Genomic DNA, 20,202 nt, shown 5'->3' on the forward strand with positions numbered 1-20,202 from the left:
ACTCCTATGATGAAATTATTTAGATTGATTGTTTGTAGTTTTCATATAGTTTTGAAATGGGAGCATCGCACTTTTCACTTGCTTTGTAAACATATTCACAAATACTTTTTGATTTTCATATAGAACATTGCTAGTTTTCTTCACACTTTCAATATATTTTTCTCGGCCATTTTTTCGATAGGCAATATATTGTTCAACTGTTTCTACAAACTTATCTAGAGCTTCCAATTGACCCGTTATTAATGATTGGGTAGGGGTTAACAATAGATGAGCTGTTTTATTTTGAATGTCTTCCACTACTTTGTTAATTTCTTCATATGATTTCACTGGAAATAAATTCTGTAGGGAAGTTGTTGTTACAAGTAATTCTTCGCGAGCTGATTTTTCCCACTCCTTGAGTTCCATTCCAAATTGTGCCGAAACCGTGATAGCATTTTCCTGATTCTGTTTAAGCTTTTCCACATAGTTCTTTACATTTTCTAAGAAAAGTTCATCCCGTCTGTTAAAACGTTCTGTCATAGCATCTAATTCATTAAATCCAAGCTTCCATAGAAGGTCCAAACTTGTTAAATCCTTCTCCCCATCAACCTTCGTTTCTTGATTTTCAACCTCTAGTACAGCTTCAGTTTTTTTCGTCATTGTTTTTCTCCTCCATTTTCATGTGATCTGAATGAAATAATTGTTTTAAATCTAATAACTCGGATTCTAAGCTTTTTATCTTGCAGTCGTGGATATCCCTTGCCTCCATTTCTAAAACAGATAGCAGGGCTTCACATGACATCCGAACCATACTTAACTGGAGATTATTCTTTTGTTGGCTTTGTTTAATCTCATAGATTGTTTCATCAAGAAAATCTAATTTCCCCTCATAATCTACGATTCTTACAGAAATAGCACTTATTTCATCTTTATTCGGAAGGTCTAAATGCTTTAACCATCTTGTTGTTAACCTTCTGTGAATTCTTAATCGTTTCACGTGTGCATCCAGTGCCCTCCCAAGAGCCAATGTAAAGCTGCGTGTATTGGTATGGGCATGAATTTGTTCATTCCATTTTTTTTCTAACTTTTTATAAAAAGCATCCATTTCTTGGTGGGTGGACTTCATCTAAACCCCTCTTAACTAACTGGTCATTCTCTACTTATTACTGTACACTGGCAGTTGTGCCTCCGTCAACGACAAGTACATGACCATAAACATAGTTGGAGGCATCCGAAGCTAAGAAAAGTGCAGGACCTTTCATATCATCATCGGAACCAAAACGTCCCGCTGGTGTCCTCTCAAGAATTTTCTCACCTGAGTAATCCAGGATGGCTTTTGCCATTTTTGTTGGAAAAAATCCCGGGGCAATTGCATTCACATGAACATTAAAAGGAGCCAATTTAACAGCTAAATCCTTTGTTAATGTTATGACAGCACCCTTGCTTACAGCATAACCTATTGCATCCATGACTAGTGGATCTTGACCACCCATACCGGCAATCGATGCAATGTTGATAATCTTACCTGATTTTTGCTCTACCATAATTTTACCAACCGCTTGGGAAAATAAGAAGACTGCCTTAAGGTTAATATCCATTACCTTATCCCACTTTTCTTCAGGCATATCTAATGCAGGGGCTCCCCAGCTAGTACCACTGTTATTAACCAAAATATCAATCCGGCCAAACTCCTTCATGGTTTCGTCAACAACAAGTTGGATATCGGCGGGGTTAGCAACGTTACATTTTACTGCAAGTGAACGAACCCCTTTTTCTTTGAGCGCTTCGCAAAATTGTTGACAAGCATCGAGATTTCTCGAACAAACGACCACATTCGCTCCTGCTTCCGCATAAGCGACAGCGATTTGCTGGCCTAGACCTCTTCCTCCGCCTGTAATAATAGCAGTTTTACCTTTTAAACTAAAAAGTTCTTGAATATTCATCGGTTTCTCCCTTCCATTAAGCTTTAAGCTTTAACCTTTAATTTCTCTTGGTCTCTTAATACTCTTCTGAGTAGTTTTCCCACAGATGATTTTGGCAGTTCTTCAAGTATTTCTACTTGTTTTGGAGCCTTGTAGGGTGCAATGTTTTCTTTACCAAACTGCAGGATTTCCTCTGCGGTAAGGGAGAATCCCCCCTTTAGTTTAACGAAGGCTTTTACCGTTTCCCCACGGTAGGAATCAGGAACTCCAATGACAAGTGCTTCTTCAATACCTTCAAGCTGATATAGCACATCCTCAATTTCTCTCGGATATACATTGTATCCGCTTGCAATAATCATATCCTTCTTGCGGTCAACAATATAAAAATAGCCGTCCTCATCCATTTTGGCGATATCACCTGTAAACAGCCAGCCATCCTTTAATACATCGGCTGTATCTTCCGGACGGTTCCAATAGCCTTTCATAACCTGTGGGCCTTGAATAATTAATTCTCCTGCTTCTCCTATTGGAGCATCGACATACCCATTGGCTGTTTCATGAACGATTCTTGCAACCGTACTTTGAACAGGAATCCCAATACTCCCAAATTTTCTTGGTACGAACGGCGGACTAAAAATTGCCGTTGGGGCTGCTTCAGAAAGACCATATCCATCAAGCAGTTTTGCACCTGTTTTCTTTTCAAACATTTTTACTTGTTCTACAGGTAGTGGAGCACCTCCGCTGCTTAAGTAATACATGTCCTTAAAACTACAAGTAGCTAAATCCGATAAGCTATTTAATGCAAAGTACATGGTTGGTACAGCTGACATTTGGAACGGCTTTTCACGATTAACCGTTTCGATTACTTCCCTTGCATCAAATCGAGGTAAGACAATCTGATTTGCCCCTTCCCTTATTCCACATAGCGCGACACTTGATAATCCATACACATGGAACATTGGCAAAACGGTTATCATCTTTAAATTTTCCGGTTTATTCTCACAAGCTTTATAAGCAAAATCACAAACTTGATTGAAATTAGCTAGGAGATTACGATGAGTAAGCATGACACCTTTAGATACACCAGTTGTTCCACCAGTATATTGTAAAAGGGCAACGTCTTCGGATGGCTTTATCTCTACCTCTGGAATATTTACATCCTCTTCTAAAAATTCATCAAAATAATGATCTCCTTCTACAAGGTCGACTTTTGCACCACCGAAACTTACTGCGATTATCTTCTTCAAGGATGTATTGGATTGTAATTCCTTTATTCTTGGATAAAATGCATCAAACGCTACTATGTACTCAGAGCCAGAATCATTTAAAACATGTTCTATTTCTTTTTCTACATACATTGGATTAACTTGAACAGCTATTCCTCCTAAACGAAAGGTACCGAATAGCGTGAATATGTAATGCGGGGAATTAGGAAGCATAATCGAAAGTCGATCACCCTTAGTAAATCCTGCTCGATGTAAAGCTGCAGCAAATTTATCGGTAATCGCTTTTGTATCGTTGTAAGTCCAAACCTTTCCATAGAAGGTAAAGGCAGGATTAGTTTTATAACGATTGACAGAATCATGTAAAAAGTCATAAAGAGAATTATGTTCAATATTCACATGCTCGGTAATTCTTGGATCATAAATTTTTAACCACGGCTTTTGCTGATAAACCATTAGATACGATGCCTCCTCAGGAATACTAAAATTCAATAGTAATTATTCCATTTAAAAATGGTGCAATAACTTTGAAGCGTTCGTCTATATCAGTAATTAGAATATTAATATAGTTACGATTATTGTTGTAAAATGGGAATTTGTAAACCTTCCTCTTTCGACAAAATTCCGCAAAAAGTCTGTGATTCCTAAATAAATAAAAATACCAATCTCCATAAATTAACTATCAGTTTTATAGGCATTTCCAAAAGCATAAGAAAAATGACGAAAAGTGTCGGAATATTTTTTCAATCCAGCACACTCCCAAGAATAAAAATTCAATTAAATAAACAAACATACCTATTCCTAACCTCCTTCCAAATTAATACATACATAGAAAGTAGTATCTTTCTATAACATTCCAACTAGGTGTCAGGCACCAGAGGAATACATTTGTCCGCATAGAGAGGACATCAACAGAATGGCTCTTTTGTATTATTCTGAATTTTATGACAACAATTACTTTACAAATAGTGGTAACCCCCTTTATAGTAAAAATCAATAGGAGGGGTTAATTTTGAGTGAAATGATAATTCGTTACTCTGAAATTCCTTACTTACGTTTTGGTAAAGGTGAACCTCTGGTCTTTATTCACGGTCTAGGAGAGGTAAAGGAGGGCTGGAACAATCAGTTTGAATTTGCAGATCAGTATGACTTGATTATTCCTGATTTAAGGGGACATGGTGAGCATATCACTACTGAAAAGATTTCTATACCACACTTTGCTCGTGATATTATTAATCTATTGAAGAAACTCCAAATTGAAAGCGCACACATCTGTGGTTTATCCATGGGAGGAATGGTGGCGCAGGAGATTTATCGTCAAGCACCTCAGATGTGTCTCTCTTTAATGCTCGTAAGTACATTTCATTTTGTGCCAAAACCCTTAGCAAAGCTAATAATAAACTATCGAAGGGTTCGATCACTTTCGAATAACCCCAGTCTCCCAAAAGAAACGGCAGCACGTATTTCACTTAATTCATGGAAGGGCAAAGTTTATGAGGATTTCCTTAAATTTTACAAGCCTAATCATGAGGTTTTTCTTAAATCAGTAAAAGCATGTCTCGAAGTAAATAATTTAAAACTACTTCCTAAAATTAAGGTCCCCACATTAATCATGGGCTCACAATATGATTCAGTCATCCCTGTATGGATGCAACTTTTAATGCATAAAAAAATTCGTCATTCTGAGTTTGTTATTATCAGGAATACAGGCCATATAGCCAAGTTAGAGCAAAAAGATGCATTTAACAGGGTTCTCCGCAACTTCTTAAAGAAACACTCAAAAGTAAGTTAAGGGAAGAATTCTTTCTTCCCTTCTTCTAAGTTCTTTCCTACTACTAATAATCATATAATTTACCGTATCTTTAAAGAGGAGGATTATATTAAATGCCACAAACTACTGGGAATGGTATAAATCTCTATTATGAGGTTCATGGAGAGGGGGAACCCTTACTATTAATAATGGGGTTGTCGCTTAATTCAAAATCTTGGTTCAGAACTCTCCCTGCTCTAAGTGAGCATTATAAAGTAATTATTTTTGATAATCGCGGTACAGGTCTTAGTGACAAGCCTAATACCCCTTATTCAATCGCGCAAATGGCAGAAGATGCTAAGTGCGTCATGGATGCTGCCGGTGTCGAGTCTGCCCATGTTTATGGTATTTCCATGGGTGGGATGATTGCACAAAGATTAGCGCTTATGTATCCCGAAAGAGTCCGATCCCTTATTTTAGGTTGTACAACCTCTGGAGGGGTCAATCATGTACAGCCTGGTGCAGATGTCTCGATGTTAATGCTTTCGAGGGGTTCTTCTGTTGCAACACCGGAAGAAATGGCCTGGGCAACTGTTCCAATCCTTTACAGTCATGAATTTATAGAGAATCAGCGGGACTTAGTTGCAGAGGACATACAAAAAAGAATAGAGATCCCTGTGCTTCCCTATGCCTATGTGCTTCAGCTTCAAGCCTGCTTAGCTCATGATACCTACAACAAGATAGACCAAATTAAGGCTCCAACCTTAGTTATCCATGGCGATGAAGATAAATTAGTTCCCTACCAAAATGGGGTAACCCTTGCAGAAAAAATTCCAAATGCGGAATTTTTGACGATTCAAGGTGCAGGGCATATCTATGTAACCGAAGCCAATGATTTAGTAAATGAAAGAGTGTTAGAATTTTTAAAGAAACTCTAGTTTCTTTAAAAAATGCCCGGTCTCAAAGTGGATCGGGCATTTTCGTATAATAAGATGAGATTTTCCTGCTTTCTTTTAAGCTTTAACCTTCGAAATCGCTTCATCTCTAAGTACTCTTCTTAACAATTTACCCACTGACGATTTTGGTAATTCAGCAAGAATTTCAACTTCCTTTGGTGCCTTATACGGCGCAAGGTTATCCATTGCAAACTGTATGATTTTGTCCACAGAAAGTGTATAGCCTTGTTTAGGTTTTATATACGCCTTCACGGTTTCCCCGCGGTAGGTATCCGGAACACCAATGACAATGGCCTCTTCGACCCCTTCTAACATGTAGAGGACTTCCTCAACCTCACGTGGATAAACATTGTATCCGCTCGCAATAATCATATCCTTCTGGCGGTCAAGGATGTAAAAATAGCCGTCTTCACCCATCTTGGCAATATCGCCAGTAAATAACCAGCCATCTTTTAATACCTCTTCTGTATCCTTTGGCCGATTCCAGTACCCCTTCATTACTTGAGGACCACTGACGATTAGCTCACCAGATTCACCAACGGGAACATCAATATATTCACCGTCTTCTGTCTCGCGAACAATCCTTACCACCGTGCTTGGAACAGGGATCCCTATACTGCCGTATTTTCTTGGGACAAACGGTGGATTAAACGCCACTGTTGGTGCTGCCTCAGAAAGGCCATACCCATCAAATAGTGTTGCCCCAGTTAATTTTTCAAATGTTTTTGCTTGTTCAACTGGTAATGGAGCACCACCACTGCCAACATACCACATTTTATCTAACCAAGAATTCTTTATTAATTCCGGCTGGCTATTTAACGCAAAATACATAGTCGGGACGCCTGCAAAAAGGAATGGTTTTTCCCGATTAATCGTTTCAACTACTTCTTGTACATCAAACCGTGGTAAGACAATCTGATTGGCACCTTCTCGAATTCCACAAAGGGCCACACTCGAAAGTCCATAAACATGAAACATAGGCAGAACAGTAATTATTTTAAAAGATTCTGGGATATCTTCACATGTGTTATAGATAAAGTCGCAGACCTGATTAAAATTAGCTAATAGATTATAATGTGTCAGCATCACTCCTTTAGGAACACCCGTTGTTCCACCGGTATATTGTAAAACGGCTACATCTTCATGCGGGTCAATCTCAACTACTGGAATATCGATGTCCACCTGTAGTACCTCTTCAAAATATTGGTCGCCTTCTCCTAGTTCTTTTCTTTCCCCTCCAAAACTAACAACAATAACTTTTTTCAAAGTTGTGTCTGATTGAACTCTTTTGACTTTAGGATAAAATGAATCTAACGCTACCAAGAACTTGGCTCCTGAATCGTCCAAAACATAGGCAATTTCCCTTTCCACGGACATCGGATTCACTTGTACTGCAATTCCCCCTAACTGGAAAATAGCAAATAACGTGAAAATATAATGAGGACTATTGGGAAGCATAATCGCTACCCGGTCACCTTTTTTAAAGCCTTGCTTATGTAATGATGATGAGAACCGATCGACAATGATTTTTGTTTCTGTGAAACTAAAAACTTTTCCATAAAAAGTAAATGCCGGTTTATCTCCAAAACGTTGTACTGCGCCTTCTAAGAAATCATACAACGACTCATGCTTTACACATACATTCTCAGATACTCTTGGATCATACAATTTTAACCAGGGCTTTTGCTGATATACCATAAACAAATCCTCCTCAGGTATTCAAATTTTTAAATCCATTTAAATTATTGTTTCAATCGAGAATTTTGTAAACGTGACATTCTCGACAATATTCCTCAATAACTTCAGGGTTTTATAAAAATAAGAATACCGCTCAGTCTACTTCCCCGTTTTCCAAAGCGCATCTGTCGAACAATGCCAGAATTGTATCAATTGTTCACAAAATCATAACAATTATTTGTGAAATTTATTTGAATACCGACCGAATCGAATTTGTAAAAACTTCGTTAAATAAAGTGGAAATACTACCCGAACTAGTGAGCCTGAATCGTAATATCAATCGTCTTAAACGCAATCAGATAGGTTGCCAATGAGTATATTGCCTCAGTTAAACCAAGGATGGTAATGGAGAAAATAAAGATAAATAAGTTAAAGAATAAAATAAATTGTCCAATCGAAAAAGTGCTGCGTTTACTAAAAAGAATTGCTAAAACTTCCGTACCATCTAAACAGCCTCCACACCGAATCGTTATTCCGACCCCCAATCCCAAGCTAATTCCTCCAAAAATAATCACTAAAAAAGGGTTATGTGTAATGACAGGAAAATTCTCTAATAGGTGTGTTCCAAAGGATAAAACAAGAATGGCAAAAAGACTCAACATTAGAAATCTTCTTCCTAGAAATGAATAGGCTATTAAGAAAAAGGGAGTATTTAATAGTAATAGATATAATCCAATTTCTTGATTTGTAATATGGGAAAGAAGGATGCTAATTCCAATAATCCCTCCATCTATAACGAAATTTTCCACTAGAAATAATTGCAGTGAAATTGCAACAAGTGATACCCCGCATAAAATAAACCATAGCCGTTTAAAAAGAGAAGTTTCACTTGATCTAGAAAAGTCAGAATAATATTTTATGCGTTTCCTATTCATATTTACTTGTCCCCTTTTTGCCCTTAAATGAAGTGACACGTGTATTAAATATATTCGGTAAAAATATAATCATTCGCTATGACTTCAATTGTAAAAATAAAAGAGCCGCTAGGAACAAACTTTACATTTGTTACTAACTGCTCTTTAGGTGAATTTTTATGAAACAGATTCTAGTATAATGACTCTATCCAACTATTGAAACAACAAAAGGACGAGCCCTTTATCGACTTGTCCTTTTATGTGTGATTACTAATTTAGCATCTTAAATACTTGCTCCACATCTTTATCGCCACGACCTGATAGGTTAACAATCAATATATCGTCGGTAGCTAATTCTTTAGCCAGCTTTATCGCATATGCTACAGCATGAGAACTTTCTAGAGCAGGAATAATGCCTTCCGTCTTACTTAACACTTGAAAGGCCTCTAGTGCTTCCTGCCCTGTTACGGTTACATATTCAGCACGCCCGCTTGTTTTCAAATGGCTGTGCTCTGGTCCGACACCAGGATAATCAAGTCCTGCAGCAATTGAATACGTTGGTTTAGGCTCGCCCTTTTCATCTAGTAATGTTAAACATCTAAAACCATGGATTACACCTGGCACACCTTCAGTCAGAGTTGGTGCCTCCGCGGGTTCTACCCCAATTAAACGCACGTCTTTTTCATCAATATAATGGGCAAAGGCCCCAATGGCATTACTTCCGCCTCCCGCACAGGCAATCACCGCTGTCGGAAGCCTGCCTTCTTTTTCAAGAACCTGGCGCTTCGACTCTTCACTAATAATTGATTGAAAATGTTTGACCATCGATGGATATGGGTGTGGACCCACAGCTGAACCTAATAGGTAAAAGGTATTTTTATAGTTTTGGACCAAGTCGCCTAATGCTTCATCAACCGCATCCTTTAAGCGGGCCTGCCCTTTTTCTACTGGTACAACTTTCGCTCCTAATAATTCCATTCGAAAGACGTTAAGCGCTTGACGTTCCGTATCCAGCTTGCCCATATAAATGATGCATTCCATCCCGAACATGGCACATGCGGTTGCAGTTGCCACACCGTGCTGACCTGCTCCCGTTTCAGCAATAATTCGCTTCGCTCCCATTCGTTTGGCTAAAAGAATCTGACCGATGGCATTATTAATTTTGTGTGCCCCCGTATGATTTAAATCTTCTCGTTTCAGATAGATTTTTGCCCCTTGATTTTGTTTCGTTAAATTTTCAGCAAAGGTTAACGGATTTTCTCTGCCTATATATTCCTTTAAGTAATACTTAAATTCCTCAATAAATTCCGGGTCATCCTTATAACGGAAAAATTGTTCTTCTAATTCGTTCATTACAAGTTGTAGCTCCTCAGGTACAAAACTCCCGCCAAACTCTCCAAAATACCCTTTCTTCTCTACACTAACTCTTTCCATGCTCATCTCGACTCCTTCTAAACTATTATTTGAACTAGTCTCTAACTAATTAACTGAATATTCCTTTAATTATTTTACCATACTGTCTATTTTCTGCAACCAATAACTTTCCTGATCTAATTGAAAAAGCCTGCAAAGTAATATTTGCAGGCTTTTTCACTAGATTCTTGCATTTTCTCTTTATTCATATCTCAAGGAATCAATAGGATCTAGTTTAGATGCCTTATTTGCTGGAAGCAGCCCAAACAACACCCCAATGACCATCGAAAATAGCACTCCGCCTAGCACTACTTGCCAAGATACCAAGGCTGGCCAGCCTGCAAAGAAACTCACTATTGTTGACGTTCCCCAGCCAAGTAAGATTCCGAGGATTCCCCCAATAAAAGTAAGTGTCATCGATTCAATTAAAAATTGTGTTAACACCTGACCTCGTGTGGCCCCCAGTGCCATCCGGATTCCTATTTCTCTTGTTCTTTCGGTCACTGATACGAGCATAATATTCATGACGCCAATCCCGCCAACAAATAAAGATATCCCCGCAATACTGCCGATAATTAAGGTCATAATTTTTGTGATTTGTCCTACTCCTTGAGCGATTTCTTCCATATTGATAACCTGGTAAGATTTTTCCGTATTATGCAGGTTATTTAAAAGCTTTGCTGCCTTTTTACCTGCCACCTGCAATTGGTCAGCCGAAGCAACTTGCAGGGTTACTTGGGTAAAATCGCTGCTACCGTATATAGTTTTCCAGGTTTGGAATGGGATATAAACCTCCATTGAACCAAAGGAAAAGAGACCGGTTGGTTTTTCCAGGACCCCAATAATTTCGATTGGCTGGTTAGCAACCATAACAACATTACCAACTGGATTTTTCCCTTTAAATATTTCCTCTTGTAATTTATTACTAACTAGCCCTGCCCTCCGGCCGCCTAAAAAATCAGAAACAGAAAAATTCCTTCCCTTGTCAACCTTCAGCTCATTTAATTTAAGATATGCTTGATTAATACCCGTTGTCGATACATCCCCTGTTTCCTTTTGGAATCGAATGGCTGACAATTTAGTGCTGGATGCAACTACACTCTTTATTTCCGGAATTTGTTCAAGCGCCCTGATATCTTCCTGTTTGAAAGGAGCTTGTTGAAATATATTAGGGTTTGCTCGAATTTCCTCATCTGAAGGCTGATAAAACAATTGAATTGTATTTCCCGGACCTGTAATCTGTGTTTTTAACATCGCCTCTCCGCCCTGCCCGATAGCTACCACGATGATGACAGCACCGACACCAATAATAATTCCAAGCATCGTCAGAATACTGCGCATTTTATGAGCCTTAAGGGAGCTTAATGCCATAAACAGATTTTCCATAAAACTCATTTACTTTGCCCCCTTCCACCCTCAGAAGGAGACAGAATCCTTCCGTCTCTAACCATAATCGTTCTGTTTGCGTATTCCGCCACTTCAGATTCATGGGTAACAACGATAATGGTTACACCTTCCTCATTCAGTTCCTTAAATTGTTCCATTATGTCCTTACTGGTTTTTGAATCAAGAGCACCCGTTGGCTCATCAGCTAAAATTAGTTTAGGTGTATTGACAATCGCTCTAGCAATCGCAACCCGCTGCTTTTGTCCCCCTGATAGGGCATTAGGAAGATGGTTCATTCGATCGATAAGTCCGACTTTTATTAATGCTTCTTCCGCACGGGCCTGGCGCTCTTTTTTGAGATTCCGGCATAAATCATTGGTAGTTCGACATTTTTTAAAGCTGACAAACGTGGCAGTAAATGGAACTGTTGAAAGACAAATCCTATTGATTGATTTCTAACCCGTGCCAATTCCTTGTCATTATAATGCGATACATTTTCACCGCCAAGTAAATACTCTCCTTCAGTCGGTTTATCCAGACAGCCGATAATATTCATTAAGGTTGATTTACCTGAACCAGATGGACCCATAATGGCAGCAAATTCACCTTCGTGAATCATGAGATCGATACCGTTTAAGACAGGGACACTTTCTTTACCAAGCAAAAACGATCTAGTGATGGATTCTAGCCGGATCATTTGACTGTCACTTCCAACCCATCCTTAATAATATCAGGTCCATTAACAATGACTTGGTCTCCTTTTGAAACACCTTCAAGGATTTCAATCTTCTTCCCTGATGTAATGCCGGTTTTGACATTCTGCTTTCGGGCTTTTCCATCCTTTACAAGATATACATATGGCTTATCCCCATCGTCAAATAATGTATCTAGCGGCAGGACCATCGCTGTTTTTTTATCTGTTTCAATCTCCATGATGACTTGGAAGCCTGGTTTTAACGTTTTGGTATCACCAGAAATTTTTACGGTGACGGGATACTGAACGGCCTGGGTGCCATTTTGCAAACTCGTTTGGCTTTGATCAGGTAAAATAGCAGTCTTGGTAATAACACCTTGCCACTCTTTGCCAGGGACTGCATCCGATCGAAGAATCACTTTTTGTTCACTGCTAACTTTTAGTGTGTCGTATTCTGACAAAAGCCCCGATGCTGTCATTCCTTCTAACTTACCAATATGTATAATAGGCTCATTTGCTGCTTCGATCGAAGATGATGATGGCTTCTTTGCGGTTAATACGATACCTGCGATTGTACTCTTAATCTTTAATTCATCTTGTTTTTTACTTATCAGGTCTTTTTGAAGTTCTGTTTGCTCTAGTTCGATGTTAGCTAACTTTTTTTCCATCTCAAGCTGTTCAAATTCAGGAGCTAGCTGTTTCTTTGCTTCCTTTTTTCCTACTCCTACTTGCTCACTTAACGTCTTTTCTTTATCTTTCAATTGATCAAGTTTCTTATCTATTTGGTCGATCTTTAAATTTGCAGATTCGACAGATAATTTATTTTGCTCAATTTCAAGCTCAAGCTGTGCGTTTTGCAGTTTGGCCAGGACAGTGCCTTTCTTTACTGTCTGGCCTTCTTTGACTAGTAGTTCCTTGACTTCCCCTTTTTCAGGTGTTGCATATACCATTTGCTCCTCCGGAAGTTTCACCGTTCCAGGAATCATTAATAGTGAAGAGATTTCCTCTTGACTGATTTCTGTGGTTTTAACGGAAGGTCCTTTTGCAAAAACCTGCCGGTAGACACTAACGGAAATCATAGAAATGACCAAAATAATTACACCAAGCGCAATCCAAGTTTTCTTTTTCATTATAACTTCGACGCTCCTTGTAGGAGAGTTCCAATCAAACCAAAACCAATACTTATGAGGAAGAATATGATGGCTATCGTCCATGCGAGCCCTTTAGAAAATTGTGCTGTTTTATTAAGTCCAAGTGCAGTCAACACCACGGACCAAATCCCAAATACCTCGATGGAACCTAGTACACCAGCTTTTTCCTGATTCAGCACCCCTGCTAAACTAGTAATATATATTTCCGGATTTCCACCAATTGCATAGCTAATGGCCATATTTAAAATTAAACCAGTTGCCCCGATAATCATAATATACGTATTCATCGAGAGTAATTGTTTAAAAGAAACCGTTGAACTTGCAATTCTTGCAATCGCTAATTGAATAGCACAGCTGATTAACACTCCAATAATCGGCGTAATAATCCCTGTTACCATAACTGTTACTTTAGTAATTGTTAAAACCAAATCTATCTGGTCTTTTGGCACTCCCTGTTCAATTAAAGTATCTGCATCCAAAGACAGTGCCATAAAAGCCATACCTATCACATAGAGGAAACTAATTATAATAAGCGGTACCCATATTTTCGGGCTTTGCTTAATCCTCTCAAACTGCAAACCGGGACTTGTAAACATTCCCAATAACTTCGGGTTCTCATTCAAAATATTCACTTCTTTTTGCAATTCCATGTTTAACACCCCTATTCCACTTATGTAAAATATTCCTATTAAGTATACGATAAAATGAGACGAAAGTTTCATTTTTTTCTAGTGGTGCCTGACACCAAAAATGATTTCAAAAATATACTATAGTTTGGCTTCTATTCCATGTTTTTGATATAATTTTAGCTATTAAAAGTAAAAGGGGAATATAATGTCAAAAAGAAAATTTCAGTACGGGTTAATCCAAATACTTTTGATTTTAACAATCATCTTTGTTTCAACAAAGATATCATTCTTATTCATGCCCATTGGCATCTTTTTCTCGACTATTTTTTTTCCTATACTGATTACAGGATTTCTTTTTTTCTTACTAAATCCTGTCGTTAATCTCCTTCATCGTCACAAAGTGCCCAGACTACTTGCTATCCTCATTATTTATGTCGTGTTTATAGGCATTCTGGTATTAGCAATTGTCAATTTGGTCCCTGCCATTACAGAGCAATTTACCGCCCTTGCCAATGCGCTTCCTGACTATGCCAACAAAACAATGCAGTATTTTGACAAGTTATCACGAAGCACTGAATTCAAATGGGTCATGAACGAGCAAAACGACCTTTTAGAAACTGGGAAACAAAAACTGATTGCCTACGCAAACACCTTACCAGACAGAATTACCGGCGGTATTACAAATATTCTCGGTGTGATCTCTAATATTGCAATCATTTTAGCAACCGTACCTTTTTTATTGTTCTATATGTTTAAGGATGGACATAAGTTCCCTAAGGCAGTCACTAAATTCCTGCCTGCAACTTATAGAGAAGCCGGGTTGATGATGTTAAAAGAGACAGGTGAAACACTTTCTTCCTATATTCAAGGACAAGTCATTGTAGCCCTGTCAGTAGGAACACTTGCTTTTGTTGGTTACCTGATTATTGACTTGCCATTTGCGTTAGTTATGGCTTTGATTGTAGCGTTTACGAACATAATTCCTTATGTCGGGCCCATTCTCGGTGGTGCCCCGGCGGTGATTGTTGCTCTTTTTGATTCTCCTACCAAAGCCTTATTGGTTATCGTGATTATCGTTATTGCACAGCAAGTTGAAGGCAATGTTTTATCTCCGCTCATCCTCGGAAAATCATTGGATACCCACCCTGCGACAATCATTATTGTCTTGCTGGCCGCCGGAAATTTGGCTGGTATCTTGGGAATGGTTTTGGCTGTACCGTTTTATGCAGTAGTTAAGACGATTGTTTTGAACGTATTAAAGTTTTTAAAAGCTCGAAAAATGGCAACGATCACTGACCAACCCTAAGAATACAAAAAACTGTTAAGAGAAATGTCTCCTAACAGTTTTTTTACGAATTTCCAGCTAAGATGTTACCATCCCCGGCCTGCACCACCGCCACCGGACGAACCTCCTCCGCCCCCTCGAGAACCACCACCGCCTCCTCTGCCCCCACCTCTGGAGATAATAGACAAGAGAAGATAGGTGAGTGTACCTCCAAAAAACTTGAAATCTAAAAATACAACGCCAATAATAACAATGACCATTAACCAACCGGGAATACCTAATCCTTTTTCACCAGCTGCCTCTGTCTGCTTATTAACGTCTCCTTCTTTGCCATACTCAGCAAGGACTTCCTTTGCTAAAGCTTTATAGGTTTCAACAATAGCTGTGTTCGGTTGTTGATTTTTTAAATATGGAATGGCATATTCATCAAGAATCCGGCCTGCTTTTCCATCTGGAATTCTTCCTTCAAGTCCATAGCCTACTTCAATTCTCACTTTGCGTTCTTGCAAGGATATGACGAGCAATACACCATTGTTTTTCTCATTGTTTCCGATTCCATATTGACGAAAAGCAGCATTCGCAAACTCTTCCATCGGTCGATTCCCGATCGTACTTACAGTTAGAACAGCGATTTGTGCCGTTGTTTGGTCTTCAATGTTTCTGCCTAAATTGATTAATTCCGTTCTTTCTGTTTGGTTTAATACATTAGCAAAATCCTGTACATATATGTCTCCAACTGGAGCTGGAATTTGGACTTCTTCAGCATGTGTATTTACAGCACTTATAAAAAAAGTGAAAAACACCAATAAAAGGCTGAAGACCCGTTTCGCTTTCATTATTCATTGCCCCCAAAGTCAACTTTTGGCGCTTCTTGCGCACTAGGGTCGGCTTTAAAATATTCTTTTTCATCAAATCCAGTAATACCTGCAATCAAAGCACCTGGAAAGCTCTTTATTTTCTTATTATAAACAGCCACTTGATCATTGTAATCTTTGCGTGCGACTGAAATTCTGTTCTCCGTCCCTGCCAGTTCATCCATTAATTGAGTAAATTGTTGATTGGCTTTTAGATCTGGATAATTCTCAACTACGACAAGCAATCGGCTTAAAGCACCTGATAATTCTGAGTTTGCTGTCGCTTGTTCCTTTGGCGTATTCGCACCAGCCAGTCGGGCGCGGGCATCCGATATCGATGCAATCACTTCTTTTTCATGAGAGGCAAAACCTTTAACTGTATTTACTAAGTTCGGAATCAAATCAAGTCTTCTTTGCAGTTGATTTTCAATTTGTGCATAGGACTGATCTACATTTTCTTCTAAATTGACAAAAGAGTTATAGCTGGAAATAATCATGGCACCAAAAATAACAATAACCGCGACAATGATTCCAATCACCATATATCCTTTTTTCAAATTCATCACGTCCCTTCCTACTTAGTATATTTCAAAATTAAATATTATTCATTTATCAACACATATCATTTATACTTTATTTTACATTTCATTCGTAGATAACGAGAAATAGAGCCCAATCCAGTTAGAAATGGGCTCATTATTTTCAACCAATCATTCATATTTCGTTGGGTCAACAAAGGCGACATAGACCAAATAAATAACCATACAGATTGCTGTTGTAATAAATCCCCAGCCAAGTGTGATTTGTTCAATGATTAAATAGTTGTTACATAGTTGCACAGGGGAATCGATATATAACCAGCCCATTCCAAAAAACATGAAAATAAAAAAATAAAAAACGATATTTTTCACAATTGGTTTAAGTTTTTTCCAACTATCCCTTAGTGGCACGCCTGCTAATATTGGTAAACTGATAAATTTAAAAACTTCCATCCCTTGTGTCGTCAAAGCTTCATCCATTGATCGTGGCATTGTCCAATAGGTGACGATCATAACAAATAAGATAATTCCCGGTATTCCATTCCCATTCCATTTTTCAAAAAAGCGAGGCAAGCGCTGTTGGAACAAGCGAGCAAATAGAAAGCCTGTAAAAATCAAGAAGGGCATTTGCATATGCATGTGTATAATCATCACTGATTCCATTAAGTTCGCGACAGGAGGCAGTGCAAGGAAAACAAGGATCAATAGGCCATATAGGAATTGCTTCATGACTATTCACCTGCTTCCTTGTCAAGAATCCCTATGAGCTTATTAGCAGCTTCATCAATTCTTTTATAGTCTAAGACATCAAGCAGACTGCCTTTTTTATCCACTAAATAAAAAGCCGAATTATGTGCAAAGTTTCCATTTTCATCAGGAATCACAATGACTCCAAACGCTTTTAATAACGAATCTAACTCTGATTGATTAGCAATTCTCGCCATCCTCCAGGTTTCACCATCACTATTAAAATAGCCACGGTATTTTTCTAATGTCGATGGATCATCTCTAGTGGGATCGAAACTAATACTTAAAAAGACAACATCTTTGCCTATATATTTGGATGGTACCTTATCATAAACTTTTGACATGTTCATTTCCAGCTGCGGGCAAACCGTTGTACAGGATGTATATAAAAATGTAATAAAAACATATTTATCTTCAAATTCAGTAATCGAATATTTCCGCCCCTTACTATCTTCAAAGGTTACATCTGGAAATTTAGGTTTCTCGTCTATTAGTTTATTTACTCTAGCAGATTCCGCGGTAAATGCCTGAAAGCCATCGGTTCCAAAATAGAATAAGGCGAATCCAAATAAAAGGACAAGAAAACAAGCAAATGTATTATGCCAGGTTTTGATCATGAAGATCACTTCCCAAGTCTTTTGATTTTCCACTTGCATACTAGCTCTAAATAACTATAAAGAGATAGCCCAAAATCAACGAGCTACCTCTTTACTTTTATATCACCAAGTCTTAAATGGAGGTGACCCCGGTGGTGCATTGACGATAAATTCCGTTAATGGAATGACATAGGCCATTGCGACAACTAAAAGCATGACAACAATCCATAAGCCCCAGCGTTCAGTCCAATAGGGAGTTTTAGATGCAGTTTCTTCTTCCTCAGCAATCGGGAATTCTGTTTCCCCTTTCGGTGCAAAGAACATCATATTAACAACGGCATACACTTGAAGTAGAACGCCAATAAGTAACAGTGTTCCCCCTACCGCCAAGCACATTAAATAGGGACTCCAGCTTAATGCAGTTGCATTGTCTCCATACGTTGTAAATGAAGTTCTACGCGGAGAACCAAGTAATCCAACCCAATGCATCGAGCCCGACATAAATATCATACCTATTGTCCAGATCCAAGTTTGAATGACACCTAATTTGTTAATTTGTGGTGTTAAGACACGTTTTGAAATATATGGAACTAACCAATAACTAATTCCAAAGAATGTCATTACAACCGACATCCCAAGTGTTAAATGGAAATGACCAACAATCCACATTGTATTATGAACGACCTGATCTAGTTGATTGGTACTTTGAGCAATTCCACCTGCACCGGCTGGAATAAAAGCAATCATCGCAATCATTGGAGCTAGGAAACGAACATCCCCCCATGGCATTTTTTTATACCAGCCAATAAGTCCTTTTCCGCCTTGCTTTCTAGCTGTTTTCTCAAATACTGCGAACATAGCCCATGCTGTCATTAATGATGGGAAGCCGATAGCTAAGCTCATAAATACGTGCATAAATTTAACGGATTCTGCAATTCCCGGGTCAACAATTTGGTGATGGAATCCACCAGTAATGTTCATGACGACTAAGCCAATAATTACGACACGAGTTAATGTATCACTCCAGCGTTTTCCACCGATAATTTTTGGTACTACTACGTACCATGCCGAAACGGCTGTTAAATACCAAATATTAACTAATGTATGACCAAAAGCCCAAAATAGTGTACGAGCAACCATGACGTTGATGGTTTTAACCCAGCCAAATGACCAAGGAATAATCATAACGATTACTTCTATAGCAACAGGCACCGAACCGAAAAATAATAGGATAAATACACCAGTAGCAAAGTAAGCAAGGATTGGTACATGTTGCCCTTTGTTATTCTTTCTCCAATTCGCCACTTGGATAAAGGCACCGAACGCACACATCCAAACCCCAACCACAATTAATGCTAACCCAATATAAAACATTGGGGCAGCTGCCATTGGCGGATAAAAAGTATACATTACAGATGCATCACCCATGATGATTGGAATTACGGCCAAAACAAACCCGACAATCTTCAATCCAAAGCCAATCCACGCCATCGTTCTCACTTTTGGAAGAAGCCCTCCTAAAGTATGTGAAAGACTGGCATAAAAATAGCCAATTGTAAAGAAAGCAGTTAATACGACAACTAATATTAAACCATGAGCGGTTAGGACTTGATAATAGTTTAGCCAGGATGGCAATTCTAACAGTCCTGCACGGTTAAGCCCTTGGATAAGTCCTAAAATTCCGCCAAGCAGTAAGGCTGCAAATGCTACAAATATATATGATTTCGTTAATATGGCATCTTCTTTGCTTATTCCCATTACTTTATTTGCTTTATCTTTTAATGTTTGCGATTTTGCTGTTTGCATCTTATTTCCCCCCTTTATTTAACCGTAATCGTTGTACTCATTGCTTGGTGTCCAGCCCCGCAATATTCATTACATAACACTAAGTAAGTTCCCGGTTTATTAAACTTTTGTGTGATCTTTTGAATATGGCCTGGCATAACCATTGCATTCAGGTTTGTTCCGGCAACTTCAAATCCGTGTACAACATCTTTTGATGTTAAAGTAAAATGCACAGTTGATCCTGCTGGCACCTCAAAATTGCCTGGATTAAAACTGAACGCTTGTAATGTCATAACAACTTCATATTCATTTTCACCAATCTTATTAACACCTGGTTTATCGAATGGCGCTGTTTGATCTACTTTTTGTGGATCAATGATTTCCTTATTGCTTGGTGGTGCCATATCCAAGGCAAATGCCTGATAGCCTGTGAAAAACATAAACATCATAATTATCCCAAAACTTATGGTCAGCCAAATTTTTTCATCAAGATGCATCTTCATCCCTTTTCCCCCCTATACTCTCGCCATATAAAGCCCATATAATAGGAAATACGTAAGTACAATAACTGCTCCTACTACACTTACGGAAATCCATGTTCCTTTTAACGGTGCTTCTTGTGCTTCACCCGAATTCTTTTTGTTGTTCACTTTTGCAGCTCCCATCCAACCCCATCCCCTTTATGTTGTTTATACTTATATC

The 20,202-nt window shown here is 38.5% G+C and carries 20 protein-coding genes and 1 pseudogene; 3 read left to right on the plus strand and 18 right to left on the minus strand.

Annotation, left to right across the window (positions count from 1 at the left end):
- Positions 1 to 15: 15 nt before the first annotated feature.
- The 4 genes from RCG22_RS09050 to RCG22_RS09065 are packed head-to-tail and all read right to left on the minus strand — an operon-like array spanning position 16 to position 3,580.
- Positions 16 to 639: a hypothetical protein gene (locus tag RCG22_RS09050; protein WP_308106580.1), complete on the minus strand. Its 624-nt coding sequence runs from the start codon at positions 637 to 639 to the stop codon at positions 16 to 18.
- Positions 623 to 1,105, minus strand: coding sequence for a hypothetical protein (locus tag RCG22_RS09055; protein ID WP_308106581.1), 483 nt, complete (start codon positions 1,103 to 1,105; stop codon positions 623 to 625). The genes RCG22_RS09050 and RCG22_RS09055 overlap by 17 nt, the downstream gene beginning before the upstream one ends.
- A 37-nt stretch (positions 1,106 to 1,142) precedes the next feature.
- Positions 1,143 to 1,922: an SDR family oxidoreductase gene (locus tag RCG22_RS09060; protein ID WP_308106582.1), complete on the minus strand. Its 780-nt coding sequence runs from the start codon at positions 1,920 to 1,922 to the stop codon at positions 1,143 to 1,145.
- Between the two features lie 23 nt (positions 1,923 to 1,945).
- Positions 1,946 to 3,580: a long-chain-fatty-acid--CoA ligase gene (locus RCG22_RS09065; protein WP_308106583.1), complete on the minus strand. Its 1,635-nt coding sequence runs from the start codon at positions 3,578 to 3,580 to the stop codon at positions 1,946 to 1,948.
- A 565-nt stretch (positions 3,581 to 4,145) separates the two neighbouring features.
- Here RCG22_RS09065 and RCG22_RS09070 point away from each other — a divergent pair.
- Both RCG22_RS09070 and RCG22_RS09075 read left to right on the plus strand, forming a co-directional pair.
- Positions 4,146 to 4,916 carry an alpha/beta fold hydrolase gene (locus RCG22_RS09070; RefSeq protein WP_308107115.1) on the plus strand — a complete coding sequence of 257 codons (771 nt, stop codon included), beginning with the start codon at positions 4,146 to 4,148 and terminating at the stop codon, positions 4,914 to 4,916.
- Between the two features lie 92 nt (positions 4,917 to 5,008).
- Positions 5,009 to 5,812, plus strand: coding sequence for an alpha/beta fold hydrolase (locus tag RCG22_RS09075; protein ID WP_308106584.1), 804 nt, complete (start codon positions 5,009 to 5,011; stop codon positions 5,810 to 5,812).
- 75 nt (positions 5,813 to 5,887) lie between these two features.
- Here the strand turns inward: RCG22_RS09075 and RCG22_RS09080 are convergent, their stop codons facing one another.
- The 7 genes and pseudogenes from RCG22_RS09080 to yknW all read right to left on the minus strand — a co-directional run bounded on the left by RCG22_RS09080 (position 5,888) and on the right by yknW (position 13,715).
- Positions 5,888 to 7,528 (minus strand): long-chain-fatty-acid--CoA ligase, encoded by a 1,641-nt coding sequence (locus RCG22_RS09080; protein WP_308106585.1) that lies wholly within the window; start codon positions 7,526 to 7,528, stop codon positions 5,888 to 5,890.
- 293 nt (positions 7,529 to 7,821) lie between these two features.
- Complete coding sequence (locus tag RCG22_RS09085) at positions 7,822 to 8,442, minus strand: YitT family protein (RefSeq protein ID WP_308106586.1); 621 nt, start codon at positions 8,440 to 8,442, stop codon at positions 7,822 to 7,824.
- A 249-nt stretch (positions 8,443 to 8,691) separates the two neighbouring features.
- Positions 8,692 to 9,855, minus strand: coding sequence for a tryptophan synthase subunit beta (gene trpB / locus RCG22_RS09090; RefSeq protein ID WP_098260970.1), 1,164 nt, complete (start codon positions 9,853 to 9,855; stop codon positions 8,692 to 8,694).
- Positions 9,856 to 10,035: 180 nt separating this feature from the next.
- Positions 10,036 to 11,229 (minus strand): ABC transporter permease, encoded by a 1,194-nt coding sequence (locus tag RCG22_RS09095; RefSeq protein ID WP_308106587.1) that lies wholly within the window; start codon positions 11,227 to 11,229, stop codon positions 10,036 to 10,038.
- Positions 11,226 to 11,917 (minus strand): annotated as a pseudogene (locus RCG22_RS09100) (ABC transporter ATP-binding protein). Before RCG22_RS09100 ends, RCG22_RS09095 begins: the two are co-directional and overlap by 4 nt.
- Complete coding sequence (locus tag RCG22_RS09105; protein WP_308106588.1) at positions 11,914 to 13,044, minus strand: efflux RND transporter periplasmic adaptor subunit; 1,131 nt, start codon at positions 13,042 to 13,044, stop codon at positions 11,914 to 11,916. The pseudogene RCG22_RS09100 and the gene RCG22_RS09105 overlap by 4 nt, the downstream one beginning before the upstream one ends.
- Positions 13,044 to 13,715: a YknW family membrane protein gene (yknW, locus tag RCG22_RS09110; protein WP_308106589.1), complete on the minus strand. Its 672-nt coding sequence runs from the start codon at positions 13,713 to 13,715 to the stop codon at positions 13,044 to 13,046. Before yknW ends, RCG22_RS09105 begins: the two co-directional genes overlap by 1 nt.
- Positions 13,716 to 13,899: 184 nt before the next feature.
- On the opposite strand from yknW, the gene RCG22_RS09115 reads away from it, so the two are divergent.
- Positions 13,900 to 15,000, plus strand: a complete 1,101-nt coding sequence (locus RCG22_RS09115) for an AI-2E family transporter (protein ID WP_308106590.1) — start codon at positions 13,900 to 13,902, stop codon at positions 14,998 to 15,000.
- Positions 15,001 to 15,065: 65 nt separating this feature from the next.
- On the opposite strand, the gene RCG22_RS09120 is transcribed toward RCG22_RS09115, so the two are convergent.
- The 7 genes from RCG22_RS09120 to RCG22_RS09150 all read right to left on the minus strand — a co-directional run bounded on the left by RCG22_RS09120 (position 15,066) and on the right by RCG22_RS09150 (position 20,165).
- Complete coding sequence (locus RCG22_RS09120; RefSeq protein WP_308106591.1) at positions 15,066 to 15,815, minus strand: TPM domain-containing protein; 750 nt, start codon at positions 15,813 to 15,815, stop codon at positions 15,066 to 15,068.
- A complete protein-coding gene (locus RCG22_RS09125; protein ID WP_176525496.1) occupies positions 15,815 to 16,375 on the minus strand; it encodes a LemA family protein in 561 nt (186 codons plus the stop codon). The genes RCG22_RS09120 and RCG22_RS09125 overlap by 1 nt, the downstream gene beginning before the upstream one ends.
- Positions 16,376 to 16,543: 168 nt before the next feature.
- The gene (locus tag RCG22_RS09130) at positions 16,544 to 17,101 is read right to left on the minus strand and encodes a hypothetical protein (RefSeq protein ID WP_308106593.1); all 558 of its coding nucleotides are present in this window, start codon (positions 17,099 to 17,101) and stop codon (positions 16,544 to 16,546) included.
- 2 nt (positions 17,102 to 17,103) lie between these two features.
- Positions 17,104 to 17,736 (minus strand): SCO family protein, encoded by a 633-nt coding sequence (locus RCG22_RS09135; RefSeq protein ID WP_308106594.1) that lies wholly within the window; start codon positions 17,734 to 17,736, stop codon positions 17,104 to 17,106.
- A 102-nt stretch (positions 17,737 to 17,838) separates the two neighbouring features.
- Positions 17,839 to 19,521 (minus strand): cbb3-type cytochrome c oxidase subunit I, encoded by a 1,683-nt coding sequence (locus RCG22_RS09140; protein ID WP_308106595.1) that lies wholly within the window; start codon positions 19,519 to 19,521, stop codon positions 17,839 to 17,841.
- Between the two features lie 14 nt (positions 19,522 to 19,535).
- Positions 19,536 to 20,003 (minus strand): cytochrome c oxidase subunit II, encoded by a 468-nt coding sequence (locus tag RCG22_RS09145; RefSeq protein ID WP_098260961.1) that lies wholly within the window; start codon positions 20,001 to 20,003, stop codon positions 19,536 to 19,538.
- Positions 20,004 to 20,015: 12 nt separating this feature from the next.
- Complete coding sequence (locus RCG22_RS09150; protein WP_308106596.1) at positions 20,016 to 20,165, minus strand: cytochrome c oxidase subunit 2A; 150 nt, start codon at positions 20,163 to 20,165, stop codon at positions 20,016 to 20,018.
- Positions 20,166 to 20,202: the final 37 nt, after the last annotated feature.

This window comes from Neobacillus nitrireducens, from assembly GCF_030915405.1.
Lineage (GTDB): Bacteria > Bacillota > Bacilli > Bacillales > Cytobacillaceae > Neobacillus.

Excerpts from the sequence above, each read along its gene's own strand:
- yknW (WP_308106589.1), bottom strand. The coding sequence starts at position 13,715 with ATGGAATTGCAAAAAGAAGTGAATATTTTGAATGAGAACCCGAAGTTA.
- RCG22_RS09070 (WP_308107115.1), top strand. The coding sequence starts at position 4,146 with ATGATAATTCGTTACTCTGAAATTCCTTACTTACGTTTTGGTAAAGGT.
- RCG22_RS09130 (WP_308106593.1), bottom strand. The coding sequence starts at position 17,101 with ATGAAGCAATTCCTATATGGCCTATTGATCCTTGTTTTCCTTGCACTG.
- RCG22_RS09145 (WP_098260961.1), bottom strand. The coding sequence starts at position 20,003 with ATGAAGATGCATCTTGATGAAAAAATTTGGCTGACCATAAGTTTTGGG.
- RCG22_RS09115 (WP_308106590.1), top strand. The coding sequence starts at position 13,900 with ATGTCAAAAAGAAAATTTCAGTACGGGTTAATCCAAATACTTTTGATT.
- trpB (WP_098260970.1), bottom strand. The coding sequence starts at position 9,855 with ATGGAAAGAGTTAGTGTAGAGAAGAAAGGGTATTTTGGAGAGTTTGGC.
- RCG22_RS09120 (WP_308106591.1), bottom strand. The coding sequence starts at position 15,815 with ATGAAAGCGAAACGGGTCTTCAGCCTTTTATTGGTGTTTTTCACTTTT.
- RCG22_RS09080 (WP_308106585.1), bottom strand. The coding sequence starts at position 7,528 with ATGGTATATCAGCAAAAGCCCTGGTTAAAATTGTATGATCCAAGAGTA.
- RCG22_RS09055 (WP_308106581.1), bottom strand. The coding sequence starts at position 1,105 with ATGAAGTCCACCCACCAAGAAATGGATGCTTTTTATAAAAAGTTAGAA.
- RCG22_RS09105 (WP_308106588.1), bottom strand. The coding sequence starts at position 13,044 with ATGAAAAAGAAAACTTGGATTGCGCTTGGTGTAATTATTTTGGTCATT.
- RCG22_RS09065 (WP_308106583.1), bottom strand. The coding sequence starts at position 3,580 with ATGGTTTATCAGCAAAAGCCGTGGTTAAAAATTTATGATCCAAGAATT.
- RCG22_RS09150 (WP_308106596.1), bottom strand. The coding sequence starts at position 20,165 with ATGGGAGCTGCAAAAGTGAACAACAAAAAGAATTCGGGTGAAGCACAA.
- RCG22_RS09085 (WP_308106586.1), bottom strand. The coding sequence starts at position 8,442 with ATGAATAGGAAACGCATAAAATATTATTCTGACTTTTCTAGATCAAGT.
- RCG22_RS09140 (WP_308106595.1), bottom strand. The coding sequence starts at position 19,521 with ATGCAAACAGCAAAATCGCAAACATTAAAAGATAAAGCAAATAAAGTA.
- RCG22_RS09135 (WP_308106594.1), bottom strand. The coding sequence starts at position 17,736 with ATGATCAAAACCTGGCATAATACATTTGCTTGTTTTCTTGTCCTTTTA.
- RCG22_RS09125 (WP_176525496.1), bottom strand. The coding sequence starts at position 16,375 with ATGGTGATTGGAATCATTGTCGCGGTTATTGTTATTTTTGGTGCCATG.
- RCG22_RS09050 (WP_308106580.1), bottom strand. The coding sequence starts at position 639 with ATGACGAAAAAAACTGAAGCTGTACTAGAGGTTGAAAATCAAGAAACG.
- RCG22_RS09075 (WP_308106584.1), top strand. The coding sequence starts at position 5,009 with ATGCCACAAACTACTGGGAATGGTATAAATCTCTATTATGAGGTTCAT.
- RCG22_RS09060 (WP_308106582.1), bottom strand. The coding sequence starts at position 1,922 with ATGAATATTCAAGAACTTTTTAGTTTAAAAGGTAAAACTGCTATTATT.
- RCG22_RS09095 (WP_308106587.1), bottom strand. The coding sequence starts at position 11,229 with ATGAGTTTTATGGAAAATCTGTTTATGGCATTAAGCTCCCTTAAGGCT.